This is a genomic window from Kitasatospora sp. NPDC002522 (genome assembly GCF_053595195.1).
The window spans coordinates 68755-87617 of record NZ_JBSFXE010000002.1 but is presented as its reverse complement, the minus strand read 5'-3'; the positions used below and the strand labels follow the sequence as shown (position 1 = coordinate 87617).

General features: G+C 73.0%; 16 protein-coding genes. 8 read left to right on the top strand and 8 right to left on the bottom strand.

Annotated elements, in window-relative coordinates; all coding sequences use genetic code 11:
* The first annotated feature begins 199 nt into the window (after positions 1-199).
* The gene (locus ACWD4U_RS02095) at positions 200-1093 is read left to right on the top strand and encodes a LamG domain-containing protein (protein WP_363449530.1); all 894 of its coding nucleotides are present in this window, start codon (positions 200-202) and stop codon (positions 1091-1093) included.
* Here ACWD4U_RS02095 and ACWD4U_RS02090 read toward each other — a convergent pair.
* A complete protein-coding gene (locus ACWD4U_RS02090; protein ID WP_363449823.1) occupies positions 1012-1728 on the bottom strand; it encodes a class E sortase in 717 nt (238 codons plus the stop codon). The two genes, ACWD4U_RS02095 and ACWD4U_RS02090, sit on opposite strands and share 82 nt — an antisense overlap.
* Before the next feature lie 91 nt (positions 1729-1819).
* Entirely contained in the window at positions 1820-3181 is a 1362-nt protein-coding gene (locus ACWD4U_RS02085) for a glutamine synthetase family protein (protein WP_363449528.1), read from the bottom strand.
* Between the two features lie 264 nt (positions 3182-3445).
* Between ACWD4U_RS02085 and ACWD4U_RS02080 the strand changes: the two genes are divergently transcribed.
* Entirely contained in the window at positions 3446-5188 is a 1743-nt protein-coding gene (locus tag ACWD4U_RS02080) for an NAD+ synthase (RefSeq protein WP_363449526.1), read from the top strand.
* A 213-nt stretch (positions 5189-5401) separates the two neighbouring features.
* Positions 5402-6190, top strand: a complete 789-nt coding sequence (locus ACWD4U_RS02075; RefSeq protein ID WP_363449524.1) for a putative protein N(5)-glutamine methyltransferase — start codon at positions 5402-5404, stop codon at positions 6188-6190.
* A 120-nt stretch (positions 6191-6310) separates the two neighbouring features.
* On the opposite strand, the gene ACWD4U_RS02070 is transcribed toward ACWD4U_RS02075, so the two are convergent.
* From ACWD4U_RS02070 to ACWD4U_RS02060, 3 genes are all read right to left on the bottom strand, one after another.
* On the bottom strand, positions 6311-7318 hold the full coding sequence (locus tag ACWD4U_RS02070; protein WP_363449522.1) for an endonuclease/exonuclease/phosphatase family protein: 1008 nt from the start codon (positions 7316-7318) through the stop codon (positions 6311-6313).
* 110 nt (positions 7319-7428) lie between these two features.
* A complete protein-coding gene (locus ACWD4U_RS02065; RefSeq protein WP_363449520.1) occupies positions 7429-8097 on the bottom strand; it encodes a TetR/AcrR family transcriptional regulator in 669 nt (222 codons plus the stop codon).
* Positions 8098-8120: 23 nt separating this feature from the next.
* On the bottom strand, positions 8121-9719 hold the full coding sequence (locus ACWD4U_RS02060) for an MFS transporter (RefSeq protein ID WP_363449518.1): 1599 nt from the start codon (positions 9717-9719) through the stop codon (positions 8121-8123).
* Between the two features lie 186 nt (positions 9720-9905).
* Between ACWD4U_RS02060 and panB the strand changes: the two genes are divergently transcribed.
* The 3 genes from panB (at position 9906) to ACWD4U_RS02045 (ending at position 12818) form a co-directional block, all read left to right on the top strand.
* Positions 9906-10781 (top strand): 3-methyl-2-oxobutanoate hydroxymethyltransferase, encoded by an 876-nt coding sequence (gene panB / locus ACWD4U_RS02055; RefSeq protein ID WP_363449516.1) that lies wholly within the window; start codon positions 9906-9908, stop codon positions 10779-10781.
* A 235-nt stretch (positions 10782-11016) separates the two neighbouring features.
* Entirely contained in the window at positions 11017-11997 is a 981-nt protein-coding gene (locus tag ACWD4U_RS02050; RefSeq protein WP_363449514.1) for an ATP-binding cassette domain-containing protein, read from the top strand.
* Positions 11994-12818 (top strand): ABC transporter permease, encoded by an 825-nt coding sequence (locus tag ACWD4U_RS02045; protein WP_363449512.1) that lies wholly within the window; start codon positions 11994-11996, stop codon positions 12816-12818. The genes ACWD4U_RS02050 and ACWD4U_RS02045 overlap by 4 nt, the downstream gene beginning before the upstream one ends.
* A gap of 24 nt (positions 12819-12842) precedes the next feature.
* Here ACWD4U_RS02045 and ACWD4U_RS02040 read toward each other — a convergent pair whose 3' ends face one another.
* On the bottom strand, positions 12843-16154 hold the full coding sequence (locus ACWD4U_RS02040) for a BTAD domain-containing putative transcriptional regulator (RefSeq protein ID WP_363449510.1): 3312 nt from the start codon (positions 16152-16154) through the stop codon (positions 12843-12845).
* A gap of 246 nt (positions 16155-16400) precedes the next feature.
* Between ACWD4U_RS02040 and ACWD4U_RS02035 the strand changes: the two genes are divergently transcribed.
* Complete coding sequence (locus ACWD4U_RS02035; protein ID WP_363449508.1) at positions 16401-17210, top strand: site-2 protease family protein; 810 nt, start codon at positions 16401-16403, stop codon at positions 17208-17210.
* A gap of 4 nt (positions 17211-17214) precedes the next feature.
* Here the strand turns inward: ACWD4U_RS02035 and ACWD4U_RS02030 are convergent, their stop codons facing one another.
* Both ACWD4U_RS02030 and npdG read right to left on the bottom strand, forming a co-directional pair.
* On the bottom strand, positions 17215-17406 hold the full coding sequence (locus ACWD4U_RS02030) for a hypothetical protein (protein ID WP_363449506.1): 192 nt from the start codon (positions 17404-17406) through the stop codon (positions 17215-17217).
* 95 nt (positions 17407-17501) lie between these two features.
* On the bottom strand, positions 17502-18221 hold the full coding sequence (npdG, locus tag ACWD4U_RS02025; protein ID WP_363449504.1) for an NADPH-dependent F420 reductase: 720 nt from the start codon (positions 18219-18221) through the stop codon (positions 17502-17504).
* A 47-nt stretch (positions 18222-18268) separates the two neighbouring features.
* Here npdG and ACWD4U_RS02020 point away from each other — a divergent pair, with 47 nt between their 5' ends.
* Positions 18269-18847: a hypothetical protein gene (locus ACWD4U_RS02020; RefSeq protein WP_363449502.1), complete on the top strand. Its 579-nt coding sequence runs from the start codon at positions 18269-18271 to the stop codon at positions 18845-18847.
* The last annotated feature ends 16 nt before the right edge of the window (positions 18848-18863 follow it).

The following is an 18863-nucleotide window of genomic DNA, read 5'->3' as shown; positions in this document are numbered from 1 at the left end:
CGAACTCCCGGGGCGTTTCGAACGGATTTCGAAATACCCGGGGGACCGCCGTGAACCCGCAGCCAGATTCGCATGAGCCGCGGATCGATCCGCCCGTAACACGCCATCAGGTGAGGCACCATCGGCGTCCGCGCCCCGCATTCATCCGGTCGGCTCCGTCCCTGCGCGTACCGGTCGGTCGGGGGCCATTGTGAACGCCATGCTGACCACATTCCTCGCCGCCTCGGCGATCTCCTTCTCGATAGCCCTCGCCCCGCTCCCGGCGGCGGCCGCGGACACCGCCACCACCCCCGACTCCGCCACCGCACCGGCCGGAGCCCGCACCGTCCTGGCCGAGCGCTTCGGCGACCCGGGCATCGGCCCCGGCCGGGCCTGGGGCTGGCAGAGCGCCGCGTACGCCAACTGCACCTACAACCCCAACAGTTGGAAGCACGACCGGCTGAGCCGCTCCGCCCTCTCCGATCAGCAGGGCCACCTCCGCTTCACCGCCACCCACCGCGAGGACGGCGACTGGGACACCGGCCTGCTGACCACCGGCGACTCCTGCGACTCAGGCGGCAGCGGGTTCCAGGTCCACGCCGGCGACCTGGTGCTGGTCCACGTCCGCCTGCCCGAGGCCGACTCCGGCGCCTGGCCCTGCCTGTGGACCTGGCGGGACGGCGGCAACGAGGTGGACCTGTTCGAGTGGTACGCCGACCATCCGGACCGGATCGAGTTCGTCAACCACGTCCGCTCGGGGAGCACCGTCTACAGCGACGAGAACGTCGGGGCCGGGCGCTGGATCTACGTGGCGGTCCGACTCGGCGCCGACAACGACACCTGGTACGTCGGTCCGACCGAGGACAGGCTCACCGAGGTGTGGTCCGACGGCACCGGAGTCGGAGCGGACTTCGCCGCCTACCTGATCCTCAACCTCTCGATCAGCGACGGCAGTTTCCACCTGCCGCCGGCGAGCACCGCCCCGGTCACGATGGACGTGGACCTGCTCACCGTCGAGCGCCCGACGCTCCATCAGCGCAACTCGGCCGGCGGCGTCCTGGCCGGGTCCACCGCATCCTCACGCACCAGGCTCCCCCAGACCACCAGCCGGTAGCGCGAGGTGTACTCCGGCGTACAGGTCGTCAGGGTGATGTACCGGCCCGGCGAGCGGTACGGCGAGCCGACCGGCACCGGCGCGATCACGGCGGCGTTCTCCGGCGAGGTCTCCGGCAGGACGCCGTCGACCCGGTAGACGTACCAGCGGTCCCGGGTCTCGACGACCACCGCGTCCCCGGGGCCGACCCGGTCCAGGTCGTGGAACTTCGCGCCATGCCCGTCCCGGTGCGCCGCGAGCGCGAAGTTCCCCTCCCGGTCCCACGGCATCGCCTCGCCGTACGGCGCCGTGTACACCCCGGCCACCCCGTCCGCGAGCGTGTCCGGGTCGGTCCCGACCCGGATCAGCACCTGGTACCCCCGCCCCATCGCCGGCACGTGCAGCAGGCCGACGTCCTCACCGATCCCCGGCAGCCCGGGCGGCGGCGGGGCGGGCGAGGGGGCGGGGGTCGACGCCGACCACTGCCCGCGCAGCCGGCCGACGGCCTGCTCCGCCTTGCGGTCCGCCACCCCGTCGGTCCACCACAGCGCGTACCCGGCGAACAGCAGCACCAGCACACCCGCCGTCACCAGCAGGTCGCCCACCACCCGCGCCAGCACCCGCCCCCGGCCCGTCCCCCGCGCCTCCCGCACCACCCCGACCAAGAACCCTCACCACGCCTCACGACCGGTCACCTCGCGCCACTTCAGCGCGCGAGCCGACCGGCCGCAAGGCGACACGCGAGGCCTACAGCACCTGCAGGTTCTTCCGCAGCTCGAACGGGGTGACCTCGGAGCGGTACTCCTCCCACTCCTGGCGCTTGTTGCGCAGGAAGAAGTCGAAGACGTGCTCGCCGAGGGTCTCGGCGACGAGTTCGCTGCGCTGCATGAGGTCGATGGCCTCGCCGAGGTTCTGCGGCATGGGCTGGATGCCCAGGGCGCGGCGTTCGGCGTCGGTGAGGGCCCAGACGTCGTCGTCGGCGCCCGGGGGGAGTTCGAGGTTGTCCTCGATGCCCTTGAGGCCGGCGGCGAGGGTGACCGCGTAGGCGAGGTAGGGGTTGCAGCCGGTGTCGAGGGAGCGGACCTCGATCCGGGTGGAGCCCTGCTTGCCGGGCTTGTACATGGGGACGCGGATCAGCGCGGAGCGGTTGTTGTGGCCCCAGCAGATGTACGAGGGGGCCTCGCCGCCGGCGCCGGCGGTGCGCTGGGAGCCGCCCCAGATGCGCTTGTAGGAGTTGACCCACTGGTTGGTGACGGCGGCGGTCTCGGCGGCGTACTTGAGCAGGCCCGCGATGAAGGAGCGGCCGACCTTGGAGAGCTGGTACTCGGCGCCGGACTCGTGGAAGGCGTTGCGGTCGCCCTCGAACAGCGAGACGTGGGTGTGCATGCCGGAGCCGGGGAAGTCCGAGAACGGCTTGGGCATGAAGCTGGCGTGGACGCCCTGTTCGAGGGCGACCTCCTTCATGACCAGGCGGAAGGTCATGATGTTGTCGGCGGTGGAGAGCGCGTCCGCGTACCGGAGGTCGATCTCCTGCTGGCCGGGGGCACCCTCGTGGTGGCTGAACTCGACCGAGATGCCCATGGACTCGAGCATCGTGATGGCCTGCCGACGGAAGTCGTGGCCGATGCCGCGCGGGGTGTGGTCGAAGTAGCCGGACTGGTCGGCGGGGATCGGCGCGGTGCCGTCGCCGGGGAGGTTCTTCAGCAGGAAGAACTCGATCTCCGGGTGGGTGTAGAAGGTGAACCCGAGGTCGGAGGCGCGCTCCAGGGTCCGCTTGAGGACGTAGCGCGGGTCCGCGTACGACGGCGAGCCGTCGGGCATCAGGATGTCGCAGAACATCCGGGCGGTGCCCGGGTTCTCGGAGCGCCACGGCAGTATCTGGAACGTGGTCGGATCCGGCTTGGCGATCATGTCGGACTCGTAGACCCGGGCGAAGCCCTCGATCGCGGAGCCGTCGAACCCGATGCCTTCCTCGAAGGCCTGCTCGAGTTCCGCCGGGGCGACCGCCACGGACTTGAGGAAACCGAGCACGTCGGTGAACCACAGCCGGACGAACCGGATGTCACGCTCCTCGAGCGTGCGAAGCACGAACTCCTGCTGCTTGCCCATGGGGACAGTCTCACCTCTGCTCTTTACGCCCGTGTTACGCCGCCCGCACCGGTCGGCCCGGCCCGGTGAGCCCCCCTCGCCCGGACCGCGTCGTGACCATCATGGCGGATCTTCGCCCGCTTGCCGACCCACGAGCCCCACCGGTTGCCGCCACGAGCCCCACCGATTGCCGCCGCAGGCCCCACCGGTCGCCATCGCAGGCCCCAGCACGCGCGAACCGGCACCCCCGCGACATAGCGTCAGTTAGACGATTACACTCGGGGCATGCCGAATCTGCGTCTCGCCCTGTGCCAGATCGACCCCTGGGTCGGTGACCTCGCCCGCAACAGCGAGGAGGTGCTGCGCTGGTCGAAGCTGGCGGCCGAGTCCGGCGCCGACCTGATCGCCTTCCCCGAGATGGCGCTCACCGGCTACCCGGTCGAGGACCTCGCCTTCCGCGGCTCCTTCGTCGAGTCCTCCCGCGCCGCGCTCACCGACCTCGCGGCCAAGCTTCAGGCCGAGGGCCTGGGCGACGTCCCGGTGGTGGTCGGCTACCTGGGCCGCGGGGAGCCGGGCACGACGTACGCGGGCAAGCCGCAGAACTGCGCGGCGGTGCTGCGCGGCGGCGAGGTGGTGACCCGGTTCGCCAAGCACTTCCTGCCGAACTACGGCGTCTTCGACGAGTACCGCTACTTCGTCCCGGGCGACCAGCTGACTGTCCTCCGGCTGCACGGCGTGGACATCGCGCTGGCGATCTGCGAGGACATCTGGCAGGAGGGCGGCCGGGTCGCCGCCACCGGCCAGTCCGGGGCCGGGCTGCTGCTGTCGATCAACGGCTCGCCGTACGAGCGGGACAAGGACGACGTGCGGCTGGAGCTGGTGAAGCGCCGCGCCGCCGAGGCGGGCTGCCCGCTGGTGTACCTGAACATGGTCGGCGCGCAGGACGAGCTGGTCTTCGACGGCGAGTCGATGGTGGTCACCGCGGACGGTGAACTGCTGGCCCGTGGGCCGCAGTTCGAGGAGTCGCTGCTGGTGATGGACCTGGAGCTGCCGGCCGCGACCGAGGGCCTGCCGGACGGCACGGTGCTGGCGGACGGGCTGAAGCTGGTCCGGGTCGACCTGGGCGGCGAGCCGAAGGCCGCGCCCGCCGAGCCGATCGCCCCGCGGATCGAGACGCGGCTGGACGACGAGGCCGAGGTGTACGCGGCCCTGGTCGAGGGCGTCCGGGCGTACGTCCGCAAGAACGGCTTCCGCTCGGTGCTGATCGGGCTGTCCGGCGGCATCGACTCGGCGCTGGTGGCGGCGATCGCAGTGGACGCGATCGGCGCGGAGCACGTGTACGGGGTCTCGATGCCCTCGCGCTACTCCTCGCAGCACTCCCGGGACGACGCCGCCGAGCTGGCCCGCCGCACCGGGCTGCACTTCCGCACCGTCTCGATCGCCTCGATGTTCGACGCCTACCTGGCCGCCACCGAGCTGACCGACCTGGCCGAGGAGAACCTGCAGTCCCGGCTGCGCGGCACCCTGCTGATGGCGATCTCCAACCAGGAGGGCCAGATCGTGCTGGCCCCGGGCAACAAGAGCGAGCTGGCGGTCGGCTACTCGACCCTGTACGGCGACTCGGTCGGCGCCTACGGCCCGATCAAGGACGTCTACAAGACGCTGGTCTTCAAGCTGGCGCGCTGGCGCAACGCGCAGGCCGAGCTGCGCGGCGAGGTCCCGCCGATCCCGGAGAACACCATCGTGAAGCCGCCGTCCGCGGAGCTGCGGCCGGACCAGAAGGACTCCGACTCGCTGCCCGACTACGACCTGCTGGACGCGGTGCTGGACCGCTACGTCGAGGGCGACCAGGGCCGGGACGCGATCGTCGCCGAGGGCTACCCCGCCGAGGTGGTGGACCGGGTGGTGCGGCTGGTGGACACCGCCGAGTACAAGCGGCGGCAGTACCCGCCGGGCCCGAAGGTCTCGCCGAAGAACTTCGGCCGCGACCGCCGACTGCCCATCACCAACCGCTGGCGGCGCGGCTGACCGACACGCGCCCGGCCGACCCGCGGTGCGGACGGCTGACAGCGCGCCCGGCAGCGCATAGGGTGGGCGCCGCGTAGCGCGCCCGACCAGGAGACGGCGCCGCGGCCGAAGGAGGTGGGAGAGATCACCGTGCACGTCACCGAGGTGCTCCCCCGCCGACAGGCCGCGGCCTGACCGGTCCGGGGAGCCCCACAGGCTCTTCGAGAGGTCTCCGTGTCGCTCCACCCTTCGCCCGCCCTGCGTTCCACCGTCGTCCACCGGCTGCGCGCGGCCGGCTGCGTCTTCGCCGAGGACGAGGCGCGCCTGCTGCTGTCCGCCGCCGACTCCCCCGCCCGCCTCGCCGCCCTGGTCGAACTCCGCTGTGCGGGGCGGCCGTTGGAGCACGTGGTGGGCTTCGCCGAATTCGCCGGCCTGCGCGTCGCGGTCACCCCGGGGGTGTTCGTGCCGCGCCGCCGCAGCGAGTTCCTGGTCGAACGGGCCGCCGCGCTGGGCCGGCCCGGCGCGGTGCTGCTCGACCTGTGCTGCGGCTCCGGCGCGGTCGGCGCGGCACTGGCCGCCCGGCTCGGCCCGGTCGAACTGCACGCCGCCGACCTGGACCCGGCCTCGGTGGCCTGCGCCCGCCGCAACCTCGCCCCGTACGGCGGACGGGTGCACCTCGGCGACCTGGACGCCCCGCTGCCCGACCACCTGCGCGGCCGGGTCGACCTGCTGGTGGCCAACGCCCCGTACGTGCCGACCGACGAGATCCCGCTGCTGCCGCCGGAGGCCCGCGACCACGAGCCGCGGACCGCGCTGGACGGCGGCAGCGACGGCTTGGCGGTGCAGCGTCGGGTCGCCGAGGCGGCGCCCCGCTGGTTGGCGCCCGGCGGCCGACTGCTGATCGAGACCAGCGAACGGCAGGCCCCGGCCACCGCCGCACTGCTCGCCGCCCACGGCCTGCGCCCGCGGATCGAGGCGGACGACGAACGGGACGCCACCGTGGTGGTCGGCGAGCCGGCCTGACGTCGGGTCAGTGGCACCGGAACCGCGCGAGCCGACCTGACGTCGCGTCAGCGACCTCCGATCGCGCGGTCCGGCCTGACGCCGGGTCAGTGCCGTCGTCGCCGGCCGGCCGACCGCAGGTCAGTAGCGGTAGTCGGCGGCCACCGCCAGGTGGTCGCTGGCGTCCGCGGGCAGCACCCGGGAGTCGGTGGGGACCAGTCCGCCCTTGCTGAGGATCTGGTCGATCCGGGCCATCGGGAAGGAGGCCGGCCAGGAGAAGCCGAAGCCGTCGCCGGCCGCGCCCTGGGCGGAGCGCATCTGCGAGGTGATCGGGGCCAGGCTGCGGTCGTTCATGGTGCCGTTGAGGTCGCCGAGCAGCAGCACCTTGCGCAGCGGTTCGGCGGCGATGGCGTTGCCGAGCGCCTGGGCGCTGACGTCGCGCCGCCCGGCCGTGAAGCCGCTGTCGAACTTGACCCGGACCGACGGCAGGTGGGCGACGTACACCGCCAGCGGGCCCTTCGGGGTGGTGACCTGGGCGCGGAAGGCCCGGGTCCAGCCCATCTTGATGTCGACCACCTCGACCCCGTCGATCGGGTAGCTCGACCAGAGGCCGACGGTGCCCTCCACCACGTGGAACGGGTACTTCGCGGCCAGGCCGGCGGTGTAGACCGGGGCCGCGGCGGCGGAGAGCTCCTCCAGGGCGACGATCTGCGCGCCGGAGCCGGCGAGCATCCGGATGGTGCCCTGCGGGTCGTCGTTGGCGGCGGCGACGTTGTGGGTGAGCGCGGTGAAGTCGCCGTGACCGGTGCTCTTGTCGACCAGCAGGCCGCCGAACAGGTTGAGCCAGACCACGGCGGGCAGCAGCGCGGCGACCACCGCGAACCCCGAGCGCCGCCACAGCGCGAGCGCCAGCAGCACCGGGACGGCCAGGCCCAGCCAGGGCAGGAAGGTCTCCAGCAGGCTGCCGAGGTTGCCGACCCGGTTGGGCAGGTCGGCGTGGAACGCGAGCAGCACGGTGAGCAGCAGGCCGAGCAGGGTGACCGGCCAGGCCCGCTGCCAGTCGAACCAGCGGCGGAGCCCGGTGCGCCCGGTGTTCCCGGTGCCGGGCTTCTCGTCCGCCACTGCCGCCGGACCGTCCGCCCGCACCATGCACCGCTCCTTGCCGCCGTTCTCGTTCGGCTACCGCCGACCCCGTCCGGCCTGGTCCGATCTGATTCTCGGTTCAGCCTATGACGGGATGGACGCGGCGAAGTGCCCGGTCAGTTCCGGTGCGCCCGGTCGGCGCAGCCCTCGGCGGCGAGTCCGCCGAGGATCGCGTCGATCATCTGGCGGGGCAGGTCGGGGTCCTCCAGCGGGGCGTCGTCCCAGAGCACCGTGCGCAGCAGGATCGGGCCGAGCAGGATCTCGCAGAGCAGTTCCACGTCCACGTCGTCGCGCAGTTCGCCGGAGGCGACGCCGCGCCGGACGATCTGGCGGACCAGTTCGCGTCGGGGCTTGACCACCCGTTCGTGGTAGGTCTGCTTCAGCTCGGGCCAGGCGTTCATCTGCCCGAGCGCGGACTTGACGATCCATCGGGAGCGCTTGATCAGGCCGCGGCGGCGCATGTAGTCGACCACCGCGATCAGGTCGTCGCGGTAGGTGGGGCCGCCGAGGGCCGGCGGCGGTTCCTCCAGCCGGGCCACCACGTCGACCAGCAGGGCCTCCTTGTTGGGCCAGCGCCGGTAGATGGTGGCCTTGCCGACGCCGGCCTCGGCGGCGATCCGTTCGATGGACAGTTCGCCCAGGCCGGTGCCGTCCTCCATCAGCTTCTCCACCGCGGCGAAGATCGCCTGCTCGGCGGCCTCGCTGCGCGGACGGCCCCGCCGCGGAGCGTCCTGCTCCGCGGCGGGGTCGGACAGCGGCTGGAGCGGGGTGTCGACGCTCTTCATGGCCCTATTCTCCACCCTGGCGATCACACCTTGGCCGGGCTGGCCTCGGTCTCCGATCGGTCCTGCGGCGGGGCGGCCGGGCCGGGCGCGGCGACCTTGCCGGGCAGCAGCACCAGGGCGAGCACCGCGCCGAGCACGGTCACGCCGACCGAGACGCCGGCCACCGTGTGCATGGCGTGGATGAAGGAGTCCTTGGCGGTGGCGACCAGCGCGGCGTTGCCGCGGGCGATGGCCAGGGTGGCCTCGATCGACTCGCCGGCCTTGTCGCGCAGCGGCGCGGGCAGCGCGTCGAGCTTGCCGGCCGTGCCGTCGCGGTAGACCGTCGACAGCACCGCGCCGAGCACCGCAACGCCCAGCGAGCCGCCGACCTGGCGGAAGGTGTTGTTCAGCGCCGAGCCGGCGCCGGCCTTCTCGCGCGGCAGCGAGCCCATGATGGCGACCGTCACCGGCGGCATCACGTGCGCCATGCCCGCGCCCATCACGAAGCCGAGCACGATCAGCAGCCAGATCGGGCTGGTGGCGGTGAGGAAGGCGTAGCCGAGGAAGCCCACCGCGATCAGCGCCATGCCGCCGGCGCAGGTGGCACGGACGCCGAACCGGTCGACCACCAGCCGGGCCCGCGGCGCGAAGACCAGCTGGGCGACGGCCAGCGGCAGCATCAGCGCACCGGCCTGCAGGGCGCTGTAGCCGCGGACGCTCTGGGTGTAGAAGACGCCGAAGAAGGAGACGCCCATCAGCGCGAAGAAGACGATGCCGACCACGCCGATGGAGGCGGAGAACACCTTGTTGCGGAACCAGGTGACGTCCAGCGCGGGGTGGCTGGTGTGCTTCTCGAAGAGCACGAAGCCGGCCAGCGCGAGCACGCCGATCAGGGTCGGCACCCAGGCCTTGGGGTCGGTGAAGTCGGCGAGTTCGCCGCCCTTGATGATGCCGTAGATCAGCGCCACCAGGCCGATGATCGAGAGCAGCACGCCGACCGGGTCGAGCTTGCCGGGGTTGGGGTCCTTGGAGTCCGGGACCAGCAGGAACATCAGCACCAGGGCGACCGCCACGATCGGCACGTTCACCAGGAAGACCGAGCCCCACCAGAAGTGCTCGATCAGCAGGCCGCCGGTGATCGGGCCGATGGCGATGGCCAGGCCGACCGCGCCGGCCCAGATGCCGATCGCCTTGGGCTGCTCGTGGCGTTCGAAGACGTTCATGATGATGGCCAGCGTGGCGGGCATCACGAAGGCGCCGCCGAGGCCCATCACGGCGCGGTAGCCGATGAGTTCGCCGGGGCTGGTGGCCAGCGAGGAGAGCAGCGAGCCGAGGCCGAAGACCACCATGCCGGAGAGCAGGGTCCACTTGCGGCCGAACCGGTCGCCGAGCAGTCCGGCGGTGAACAGCAGGCCGGCGAAGACCAGGGTGTACGAGTTGATCGCCCATTCCAGGTCGCTCTGGGTCGCGCCCAGGCCCACCGGGGCGGGGGTGGCGATGGTCTTCATCGCCACGTTGAGGATCGAGTTGTCGAGGACGACGACGAGCAGCGCGAGCACCAGCGTGCACAGGATCCACCAGCGGCGGCGGTGGACGGCTTCCGGCACCCGGCGCGCCGGGGGCGGGGAGATCGGGGTGGTCATACGGAAAGACTAGCCCTCTTTTCGATACGATACGGGCCCGTATCGTAATGATTGGGTAAAGCCCGCGGGAGGCCCTCCGGCACGGGGCTCCCGGCTCTTTGCGCACGGCGCGCGGCGTGCAAGCATGGAGCCAGATCCGGGGACGCCGTACGGCGCCACGAGACGACAACACCAGGAGTCTGTTCGATGAACGCTTCTCCGCTTCAGCCTGCCCAGACGCAGGACACCCCCGTCCCGACGACCCTCTACGGCGGCGTCACCAACCGCCGGGTGACCGTCCGGGACCTCGCCAAGGCCAAGCGCAACGGCGAGCGCTGGGCGATGCTCACCGCCTACGACGCCCTCACCGCCGGAGTCTTCGACGAGGCGGGCATCCCCGTCCTGCTGGTCGGCGACTCGGCGGGCAACTGCCACCTCGGCTACGAGACCACCGTGCCGGTGACCATGGATCAGATGGTGATGCTCTCCGCCGCCGTGGTCCGCGGCACCAAGCGCGCGCTGATCGTCGGCGACCTCCCGTTCGGCTCCTACCAGGAGTCCCCGGCCCAGGCCCTGCACAACGCCGCCCGCTTCATGAAGGAGGCCGGGGTGCAGGCGGTCAAGCTGGAGGGCGGCGAGCGCAGCGCCCGCACCATCGAGCTGCTGGTCGAGGCCGGCGTGCCGGTGATGGCCCACATCGGCCTCACCCCGCAGTCCGTGCACGCCCTCGGCGGCTACCCCGTCCAGGGCCGCGGCGACGAGGCCGCCCACCAGTTGCTGCGCGACGCCAAGGCCGTGCAGCAGGCGGGCGCCTTCTCGGTGGTGCTGGAGGCCGTCCCCGCCGAGCTCGCCACCCAGGTCACCGAGCAGCTCGCCATCCCCACCGTCGGCATCGGCGGCGGCAACGGCACCGACGCCCAGGTCCTGGTGTGGACCGACTTCGCGGGCATGACCGCCGGCCGCGTCCCGAAGTTCGTCAAGCAGTACGCCAACCTGCGGGCCACCCTCTCGCAGGCCGCGCAGGAGTTCGCCGACGACGTCCGCTCCGGCGCCTTCCCGGCCGCGGAGCACGAGTTCCACTGAGCCGCCCCGGCAGGGGCGCGGGGAACTGCGCGCGGAACCAGCCCTGACGGTCAGATCGCGCCGCGGTGCAAGCCACTGCCCGCGGCGCGACCTCGCCGGCGGGTGCCTTCCGCTGCGCGCAGTTCCCCGCGTCCCTGTTGCCGCCTGCAGCCCGCGACAGCGCGTGACAGTGCCCGGCAGAGGGGTGACAGCCCGCTGACAGTGGTGTGACAGCCGGGTCCGGCACGGTGTTCCCATGACACGAATCGACCAGAACGCCGTGGAGGTCCGCGGCATCGTCAAGCACTACGGCGAGACGAAGGCCCTGGACGGGGTGGACCTGACGGTCCGTGAGGGGACGGTGCTGGGACTGCTCGGGCCGAACGGCGCGGGCAAGACCACCCTGGTGCGGATCCTCTCCACCCTGATCAAGCCGGACGCCGGCACCGCCTTCGTCGGCGGCTACGACGTCCTGCACCAGCCGAAGCAGCTGCGCCGGACCATCGGCCTCACCGGCCAGTACGCCTCCGTCGACGAGCTGCTCTCCGGCTACGAGAACCTCTACCTGATCGGGCGGCTGCTCGACCTCTCCGCCCGCGACGCCAAGGCCCGCGCCACCGAGCTGCTGGAGCGCTTCTCGCTCACCGAGGCCGCCAAGCGCCCCGCCAAGACCTACTCCGGCGGCATGCGCCGCCGCCTCGACCTGGCCGCGTCGATGATCGGCCGCCCCAAGGTGCTCTACCTGGACGAGCCGACCACCGGCCTCGACCCGCGCACCCGCAACGAGGTGTGGGACGAGGTGCAGCGGATGGTCGCCGAGGGCTCCACCGTGCTGCTCACCACCCAGTACATGGAGGAGGCCGAGCAGCTCGCCGACGAGCTGACGGTGATCGACCGCGGCCGGGTGATCGCCAACGGCGGCGTGCAGGAGCTGAAGACCCGGGTCGGCGGGCAGAGCCTCCAGGTCCGCCCGGTGCGGGCGCAGGACCTGCCGGAGATGGCCGCCTGCCTGCGCGAGTCGGGCATCCCCGCGACCTTCACCGAGGAGTCCGGCCTGCTGTCGGTGCACCTCACCGACGACTCCCAGCTGACCACCGTGATCGGGGTGCTGGGCACCCGCGGCTTCGGCGTCGCCGGGATCGACACCAAGCTGCCCAGCCTGGACGAGGTCTTCCTGACCATCACCGGCACCAAGTCCGTCCCCGCCCCGGCCCGTGACAAGGAGCCCGTCGCATGAGCACCGCCACCCTGACCACCGCCCCGGCCACGTACGCCGACGGCGCCGACGGCCGGATCGGCCTGCGCGCGAGCCTGCGCCACCTCGGGGCACTGACCCGCCGGAACCTGATGCGGATCAAGGCCGACCCGGAGTCGATGCTCGACGCCCTGCTGGTGCCGATCATCTTCACCGTGCTCTTCGTCTACGTCTTCGGCGGGGCGGTCTCCGGCAGCCGGCACGAGTACATCCAGTACATGATCCCGGGTCTGCTCGGCAGCACCGGCCTGAACCTGGCGATGGCCATCGGCACCGGTCTGAACACCGACTTCCAGACCGGCGTGATGGACCGGTTCCGCACCCTGCCGATCGGCCGCTCCGCGGTGCTGCTGTCGAAGATCATCGCGGAGACCTGCCGCGGACTGATCTCCTTCGCCATCCTGATCGGCTTCTCGATGCTGCTCGGCCTGGACATCACCGGCGGCCCGCTCGGCCTGCTCGGCGCGGTCGGCCTGTCGCTGCTGTTCGGCAGCTCGCTGATGTGGATCTCGATGCTGCTGGGCATGTCGCTGCGCAGCGCCCAGGCGGTGCAGGGCGTGTCGATGCTGGTGATCATGCCGCTGCAGTTCGGCGGCTCGACCTTCGCGCCGACCGGCACCATGCCGGGCTGGCTGCAGGCCTTCGCCAAGGGCAACCCGCTCTCCACCCTGGCGGACGCCTGCCGGCACCTGATCAACGGCACACCGGTCGGCAACACCGCGCTGATCGTGGTGCTCTGGTCGATCGGCCTGACCGCGGCGACCGCGCCGCTCGCGGTGGCCCGCTTCCGCAAGCGCACCTGACGACCCGTCGGAGGGCGGACCGGCTCAGAACGAGCCGAGGCCGTCCAGCTGGGCGGCCGCCTCGCGCAGCGTGAGGCGGCCGCCCAGCTGGTGCGCCGCCAGGTACTCGTCCGCGGGCAGCAGTTCGCCCAGCGCCCGCTCGCAGTACGCCATCTCCAGGCGCTCCATGTGCGAGCCCACCGGGGAGCTCAGCGCGGTGTGCGCGCCGAGCAGTACAGCGGCGTGGCGCGCGGCGTCCGGCGCCCGCTCCACGCCGGCCAGTTCGGTGAGCACCGCCGCGGCGGGCACCATCAGCATCAGCGCCATGTGCTCGGCGAAGATCGTCGCCCGGCCCTCCACCGAGGTCATCACGCCGCGTCCCTCGACCAGCAGTTCCAGGCCCCGGCGCGGCTCGCCGCCGCGGGCCAGCACCCAGCCGCGGACGCAGGTGACGATGCCGGCGAACACCGTGGGCAGCGGCCCGACCGCCTCGGGGCCGGCCATCAGCTCGTCCAGCTCGGCCAGGGCCGCGGCGTGGTCGCCGCGCTGGACCGCCAGGTGACACAGGATCAGCCGACCGAACATCCGGGCGCCGTCGGCGCTGCGGCCGTCCTCGCTGACCTCCGCCAGCGCCTGGCGGATCATCAGCTCACCGCCCTCCGGATCACGTTCGGAGATCACCTCGCCGAGCCGGGTGCGCAGCAGCGGCACCTCCTGGAAGGCGCCGATCTCCCCGGCCAGGTCGATCGCCTGCCGGTACGCGGCGGCGGCCTGCTCGGCCTCACCGCGCTTGGCGGCGTTCTCCGCCTTCGCGGACAGCGCCTCGGAACGGCCCCAGCGGTCCCCGGCGGCGGTGTACAGCGCGAGCGCCTCCTCGCTGTCGGCCACCGCCTGGTCCAGGTGCCCGGCCCAGTCGTTGAGCAGGTGGGCGCGCACGTGCAGGGCGAACGCCAGGTCCAGCGGGCGGCCGTGCACCCGGGCGCCGGCCACCGCCTCGTCCATCACCTCGCGCATCCGGTCCATCTCGCCGACCAGGAAGACCGTGAAGACCCGGTTCAGGGCCGGCAGCCGGTAGGACTGCGGCAGCCCGGGCCGGTAGAAGTCCAGCACCCGGTGGGCGGTGTCCAGCGCCGACTGGTTGTTGAGCATCCCCATGTCGCCGCTGAACTTGCTGATCAGCGCGTGCAGCCGGATATGCCGGCGGGCCTCCTCGAGCAACTCCGGGGCCATCGGCGGCGGCTGGTCCAGCGGGCCCTCGGTGAGCGGCACCGGCGGCGGGGCGTCCTCGCCGAACGCGTCGGGGCCGAGCGCGGCCACCGCGTCGAACCAACCGCTGGCCTCCACCCGGTAGTCGCGCAGCGCCCAGTAGCCCGCCATCGCGAGGGCCAGCACCAGGGCCTCCTGCTCCTCGCCGGCGTCCACGGCGCGGCGCAGCGCGGCCCGGACGTTCTCCTGCTCGCGGTCCAGGCGGGCGAGTTCGTCGAGCTGGCCGGGGCCGTGCAGCTGCAGTTCGGCGTTGCGGGCGAGCTCCCGGTAGTGCCGGGTGTGCCGGGCGGCGACCTCCGGCTCGGCGGCCTCGGCGAGCCGCTCGACGGCGTACTCGTGGATGGTCTCCAGCATCCAGTAGCGCGGCTGGTCACCGAGGCCGGCGACCAGCAGCGACTTGTCGACCAGCGACAGCAGCAGGTCGGCGACCTCCGCGCGGGTCACGTCGGTGCCGTCGGCGACGACCTGCTCGGCCGACTCCAGGGTGCAGCCGCCCGCGAACACCGCCAGCCGGCGCAGTACCGCCCGCTCGCGCTTGCCAAGCAGTTCCCAGGACCAGTCGACCACGGCGCGCAGCGTCTGCTGACGGGGCAGCAGGGTGCGCGAGCCGGCGGTGAGCAGCGCGAACCGGGAGTCCAACCGGTCCGCGAGCTGACGCGGCGTCAGGCCGCGCAGCCGGGCGGCGGCGAGTTCGATGGCCAGCGGCAGGCCGTCCAGCCGGCGGCAGATCTCGGCGCAGGCGGCCGGGTCCTCGGCGGTGCTGAAGCCCGCCCGGGCGGCGGCGCCGCGCTCGCCGAGCAGCCGCAGCGCGGCCGGATCGGGCAGCGGCTCGACCGGCAGCACCGCCTCGCCCGGCACGCCGAGCGGCTCGCGGCTGGTGGCCAGCACGGTGACGCCGGGGCAGTCGGCGAGCAGCTGGTCGGCCAGGTCGGCGGCGGCCTGGATGACGTGCTCGCAGTTGTCGAGCAGCAGCAGGACGCGGCGGCGGCCGAGGTGGTCGGTGAGGCGGCGCACCGGGTCCTTGCGGCCCTCGATCGCCTCGGCGACCGTGCCGCTGCCGGTGTGCAGCACGGTCTCCCGCAGGCCGAGCGCGGAGGCCACCGCCTCGGGGACGGCCGCCGGGTCCTCCAGCGGGGCCAGTTCGACCTGCCAGACGCCGCCGGGCCAGCGCTCGGAGTCCAGCTCGCGACGGCCGGCCTCCACCGACAGCCGGGTCTTGCCGGAGCCGCCGGGGCCGGTCAGCGTGGTCAGCCGACCCGCCGTCAGGGCGTCCTTCACGGTGGCGAGTTCGGCGTCACGGCCGACGAAGCTGGTCCGCACGGGGCGCAGGTTCCCGTCCGGCACGGCCTGGCGGGGCGCGGCGGGGGCGGGTTCGGGGGCGGCGGTGAGCAGCTCCTGGTGCACGCGGCGCAGCTCCGGGCCGGGGTCGGTGCCGAGCTCCTCGGCCAGGCCGCGGCGGATCTCCTCGTAGCGGCCGAGCGCCTCGGCGGTGCGGCCGCTCGCCCGCAGGGCGCGCAGTTGCAGGGCCTGGAGCTGCTCGTCGAGCGGGTACTGGCGGCACAGCTCGGCGAGTTCGGCGGTCACCTCGGCGGCCCGGCCGAGGGCCAGCTCGGCGGTGAGGCGGTGCCGGCGGGCCTCCTCGCGCTGGCTCTCCAGCCGGGCGGCGGGGCCGGTGCGGTCGGGCAGGTCGGCGAGGGCGGGGCCGCGCCACAACGCGAGCGCGACGCCCAGCCGCTCGGCGGCGGCGGACGGGTCGCCCTGCTCCAGGGCGCGGGCACCGTCGGCGGCCAGCCGCTGGAACTCGGCGACGTCGGTGTGCGCGGCGGTCAGCCAGTACCCGGCGGGGCCGGAGCCGATCTCGGCGCGGCCGATGGTCCGGCGCAGCCGGCCGACCAGGGTCTGCAGCGCGGCGGCGGCGTCCTGCGGCGGCTCGTCCGCCCACACCTCGTCGGCCAGCAGCTCGGCCGGGACGGGCCGGCCCTGGCGCAGGACCAGCGCGGCGAGCAGCGCGCGCAGCCGGGCGCCGCCGAGCGCGACCGGGGTGCCGTCGTCGTGGTGGGCGGTGGTGGTGCCGAGGATGCCATAGTGCACCCGCCCATTCTGGTCGACGTCCGCAGTGCCGGGCGCACATATATGCGGACACACACAGTCCGCCGGGCCGCGCGGCCGTCCGGCACCCGCCGTTCCGACCCGCCGCCGGGCCCGCGCCGGGACCTACCGTCGGGCCGGAACGCCTGCGCTGCGCCGTACGTTCACCCGGGGCCGCTTGTCCCGCCGGGCGCCGGACCGGCATGATCGACGCCTGATTCCCGCCCGTGACCCCGGAGCCGTACCGAGATGACCTTCGCCAGTACCCGTCAGCGCAGCGCGGAGAACCGGATCAGCCCGATCTTCCTGGTGCTGGCGGCCGCCCTCGGCGCCTCCGGCTGGGCGCTGGCCGCCGGCTGGGGCAACTCCCGGTTCGGGATCTTCCTGTTCGTGGTCTCCGGCTGGATGGTCTCGCTCTGCCTGCACGAGTACGCGCACGCCCGCACCGCGCTGGCCGGCGGCGACATCACGGTCGGCGCCAAGGGCTACCTGACCCTCAACCCGCTGAAGTACGGCCACGTGCTGCTGAGCTTCGTGCTCCCGGTGGCCTTCATGATCATGGGTGGCATCGGCCTGCCCGGCGGCGCGGTCTACATCGAGCGCAGCCGGATCTCCGGCAAGCTCAAGCACAGCCTGATCTCCGCCGCCGGCCCGCTGGTGAACGTGGTCTTCGGCGTGGTCCTGCTGGTGATGGTCAGCCAGGGCTGGTTCAACGACCCGGACGTGCTCGCCACCTACCACGACCAGCAGCTGAACGTCTCGCCGCTGCCGCTCGCCCTCGCCTTCCTGGCGTTCCTCCAGGTCACCGCGGCCATCCTCAACCTGCTGCCGGTCCCCGGCCTGGACGGCTACGGGATCGTCGAGCCCTGGCTGTCCTACAACGTCCGCCGGGCGATCGAGCCGTACGCGCCGTACGGGATGCTGGTGCTGTTCGTGCTGATCTGGCAGACCGGGGTCGGCCGGTGGCTCGCCGACCTGACCTACCGGATCTTCGACCTGTTCGGCGCCAACCCGGATCTGGCCTACGCCGGACGGGCACTGTTCAGCTTCTGGAACTAGCCGCTCAGAACTGCTGCTGCTCGGCCCGGGCCCGCTCCACACGGTCCTTGCGCACGTAGTACCAGGCGATGTTGCTGGACACACCGGCCATCAGCACCCACACCACTCCGAGCCAGTTGCCCTCGATGAACGAGACCACCGCGGCGGTCACCGCGAGGACGAGGACGATGCAGGCGTACAGGGCGTTGCGGGGCATGGCGGGGCTCCTCGTGGTGACGGTGTGCCCCGCCATTCTCGCCGACCGGACGCCGGGGTCGGGCCCCGGGTCCGCTCCGCGCGCCGCGGGCTGCGTCACACGTCGGTGATCCGCAGGCCCGCGTGCGCCTTGTACCGGCGGTTCACCGAGATCAGGTTGGCCACCAGCGACTCCACCTGGTGCGCGTTGCGCAGCCGCCCGGCGAAGATCCCGCGCATCCCGGGGATCCGGTCGGCCAGCGCCTGGACGGTCTCGGTGGCGGCGCGGTCCTCGCCGAGCACCATCACGTCGGTGTCGATCCGCTCCACCGTCTCGTCCTGCAGCAGCACCGCCGACAGGTGGTGGAAGGCCGCGGTGACGGTCGAGTCGGGCAGCAGCGCGGCGGCCTGCTGGGCGGCCGAGCCCTCCGGGACCTGCAGCGCGTACGCGCCCTGCTTGTCGAAGCCGAGCGGGTTGACGCAGTCCACCACGATCTTCCCGGCGAGCTCCGCGCGCAGGGCGGTCAGCGTCTCGGCGTGGCCGTCCCAGGGCACCGCGACGATCACCACGTCGCTCTCCCGGGCGCAGGTCGCGTTGTCCGCGCCGCGGATGCCGAGGCCCAGCTCGGCCGCGCAGCCTTCGGCGCGCTCGGCGTTGCGCGAGCCGATCACCACCTGCTGGCCGGCCTTGGCCAGCCGGTAGGCCAGGCCCCTGCCCTGGTCCCCGGTCCCGCCGAGGACACCCACCACAAGACCGGACACGTCCGGCAGCGTCCGGCCCGGGCCGGACGTCGCGTTCACCGCGTCGGGTGCGTTCACTGAATCGGGTTGCGTCATGGCGAAGATCCTGCCAAACCGGGTGATCCGCCAGCATGCTGTGGCCCATGGACGCGGTGAGAGTTTCCGCACTCCGGCAGTCGCTCGCCGGCACCGGCTGGCCCGAACGGGCCGGCGCCTTCGCCGGCGCGCTGCGCGGCGCCGTCACCCGCCGCAGTTCCACCGGCCTGCTGCTGGTCGGCACGCCCTGCTACGAGCCCTGGCACCTGGCCGCCCACCTCACCGACGAGGCCGCCTACAGCGGACTGCCCGCGCTCGCCCCCACCCTGCTGCGGCACGAGGTCCCGCCGGGCGCCCCCGGGCACCTCGCCTGCGGCCTGCCCCGGCTGGGCGAGGCCCGCGGCGGCGCCACCGTCCTGCTGGTCGCGCCCGCCCCCGCCGACGCCCCGCTGCTGGAACGCCTCTCCGACGCCCGCCGGGCCGGTGCCACGCTGCTCGCCCTGGACGACGGCGACCCCGAGCTCACCGACCTCGCCCACGACCGCCTCACCGTCCCCGGCACCGCCCCGGAACCCTTCGAGGTGGTCCAACACCTCGTCAGTTCGGCCACCGCCGACGCCCCTTCCCGCAGCCGCCTCGCCCGGCTGGCCGCCCGGCTCACCGCCTCCCCCGTGCTGCGCTGGTAGCCCGGGGCGCCGCGCC

What these genes read in the sequence shown, in the direction of transcription:
- ACWD4U_RS02095 (WP_363449530.1), top strand. Translation starts at nt 200, where the DNA reads ATGCTGACCACATTCCTCGCCGCCTCGGCGATCTCCTTCTCGATAGCC.
- ACWD4U_RS02085 (WP_363449528.1), bottom strand. Translation starts at nt 3,181, where the DNA reads ATGGGCAAGCAGCAGGAGTTCGTGCTTCGCACGCTCGAGGAGCGTGAC.
- ACWD4U_RS02080 (WP_363449526.1), top strand. Translation starts at nt 3,446, where the DNA reads ATGCCGAATCTGCGTCTCGCCCTGTGCCAGATCGACCCCTGGGTCGGT.
- ACWD4U_RS02070 (WP_363449522.1), bottom strand. Translation starts at nt 7,318, where the DNA reads ATGGTGCGGGCGGACGGTCCGGCGGCAGTGGCGGACGAGAAGCCCGGC.
- ACWD4U_RS02065 (WP_363449520.1), bottom strand. Translation starts at nt 8,097, where the DNA reads ATGAAGAGCGTCGACACCCCGCTCCAGCCGCTGTCCGACCCCGCCGCG.
- ACWD4U_RS02060 (WP_363449518.1), bottom strand. Translation starts at nt 9,719, where the DNA reads ATGACCACCCCGATCTCCCCGCCCCCGGCGCGCCGGGTGCCGGAAGCC.
- panB (WP_363449516.1), top strand. Translation starts at nt 9,906, where the DNA reads ATGAACGCTTCTCCGCTTCAGCCTGCCCAGACGCAGGACACCCCCGTC.
- ACWD4U_RS02050 (WP_363449514.1), top strand. Translation starts at nt 11,017, where the DNA reads ATGACACGAATCGACCAGAACGCCGTGGAGGTCCGCGGCATCGTCAAG.
- ACWD4U_RS02045 (WP_363449512.1), top strand. Translation starts at nt 11,994, where the DNA reads ATGAGCACCGCCACCCTGACCACCGCCCCGGCCACGTACGCCGACGGC.
- ACWD4U_RS02035 (WP_363449508.1), top strand. Translation starts at nt 16,401, where the DNA reads ATGACCTTCGCCAGTACCCGTCAGCGCAGCGCGGAGAACCGGATCAGC.
- ACWD4U_RS02030 (WP_363449506.1), bottom strand. Translation starts at nt 17,406, where the DNA reads ATGCCCCGCAACGCCCTGTACGCCTGCATCGTCCTCGTCCTCGCGGTG.
- npdG (WP_363449504.1), bottom strand. Translation starts at nt 18,221, where the DNA reads ATGACGCAACCCGATTCAGTGAACGCACCCGACGCGGTGAACGCGACG.
- ACWD4U_RS02020 (WP_363449502.1), top strand. Translation starts at nt 18,269, where the DNA reads ATGGACGCGGTGAGAGTTTCCGCACTCCGGCAGTCGCTCGCCGGCACC.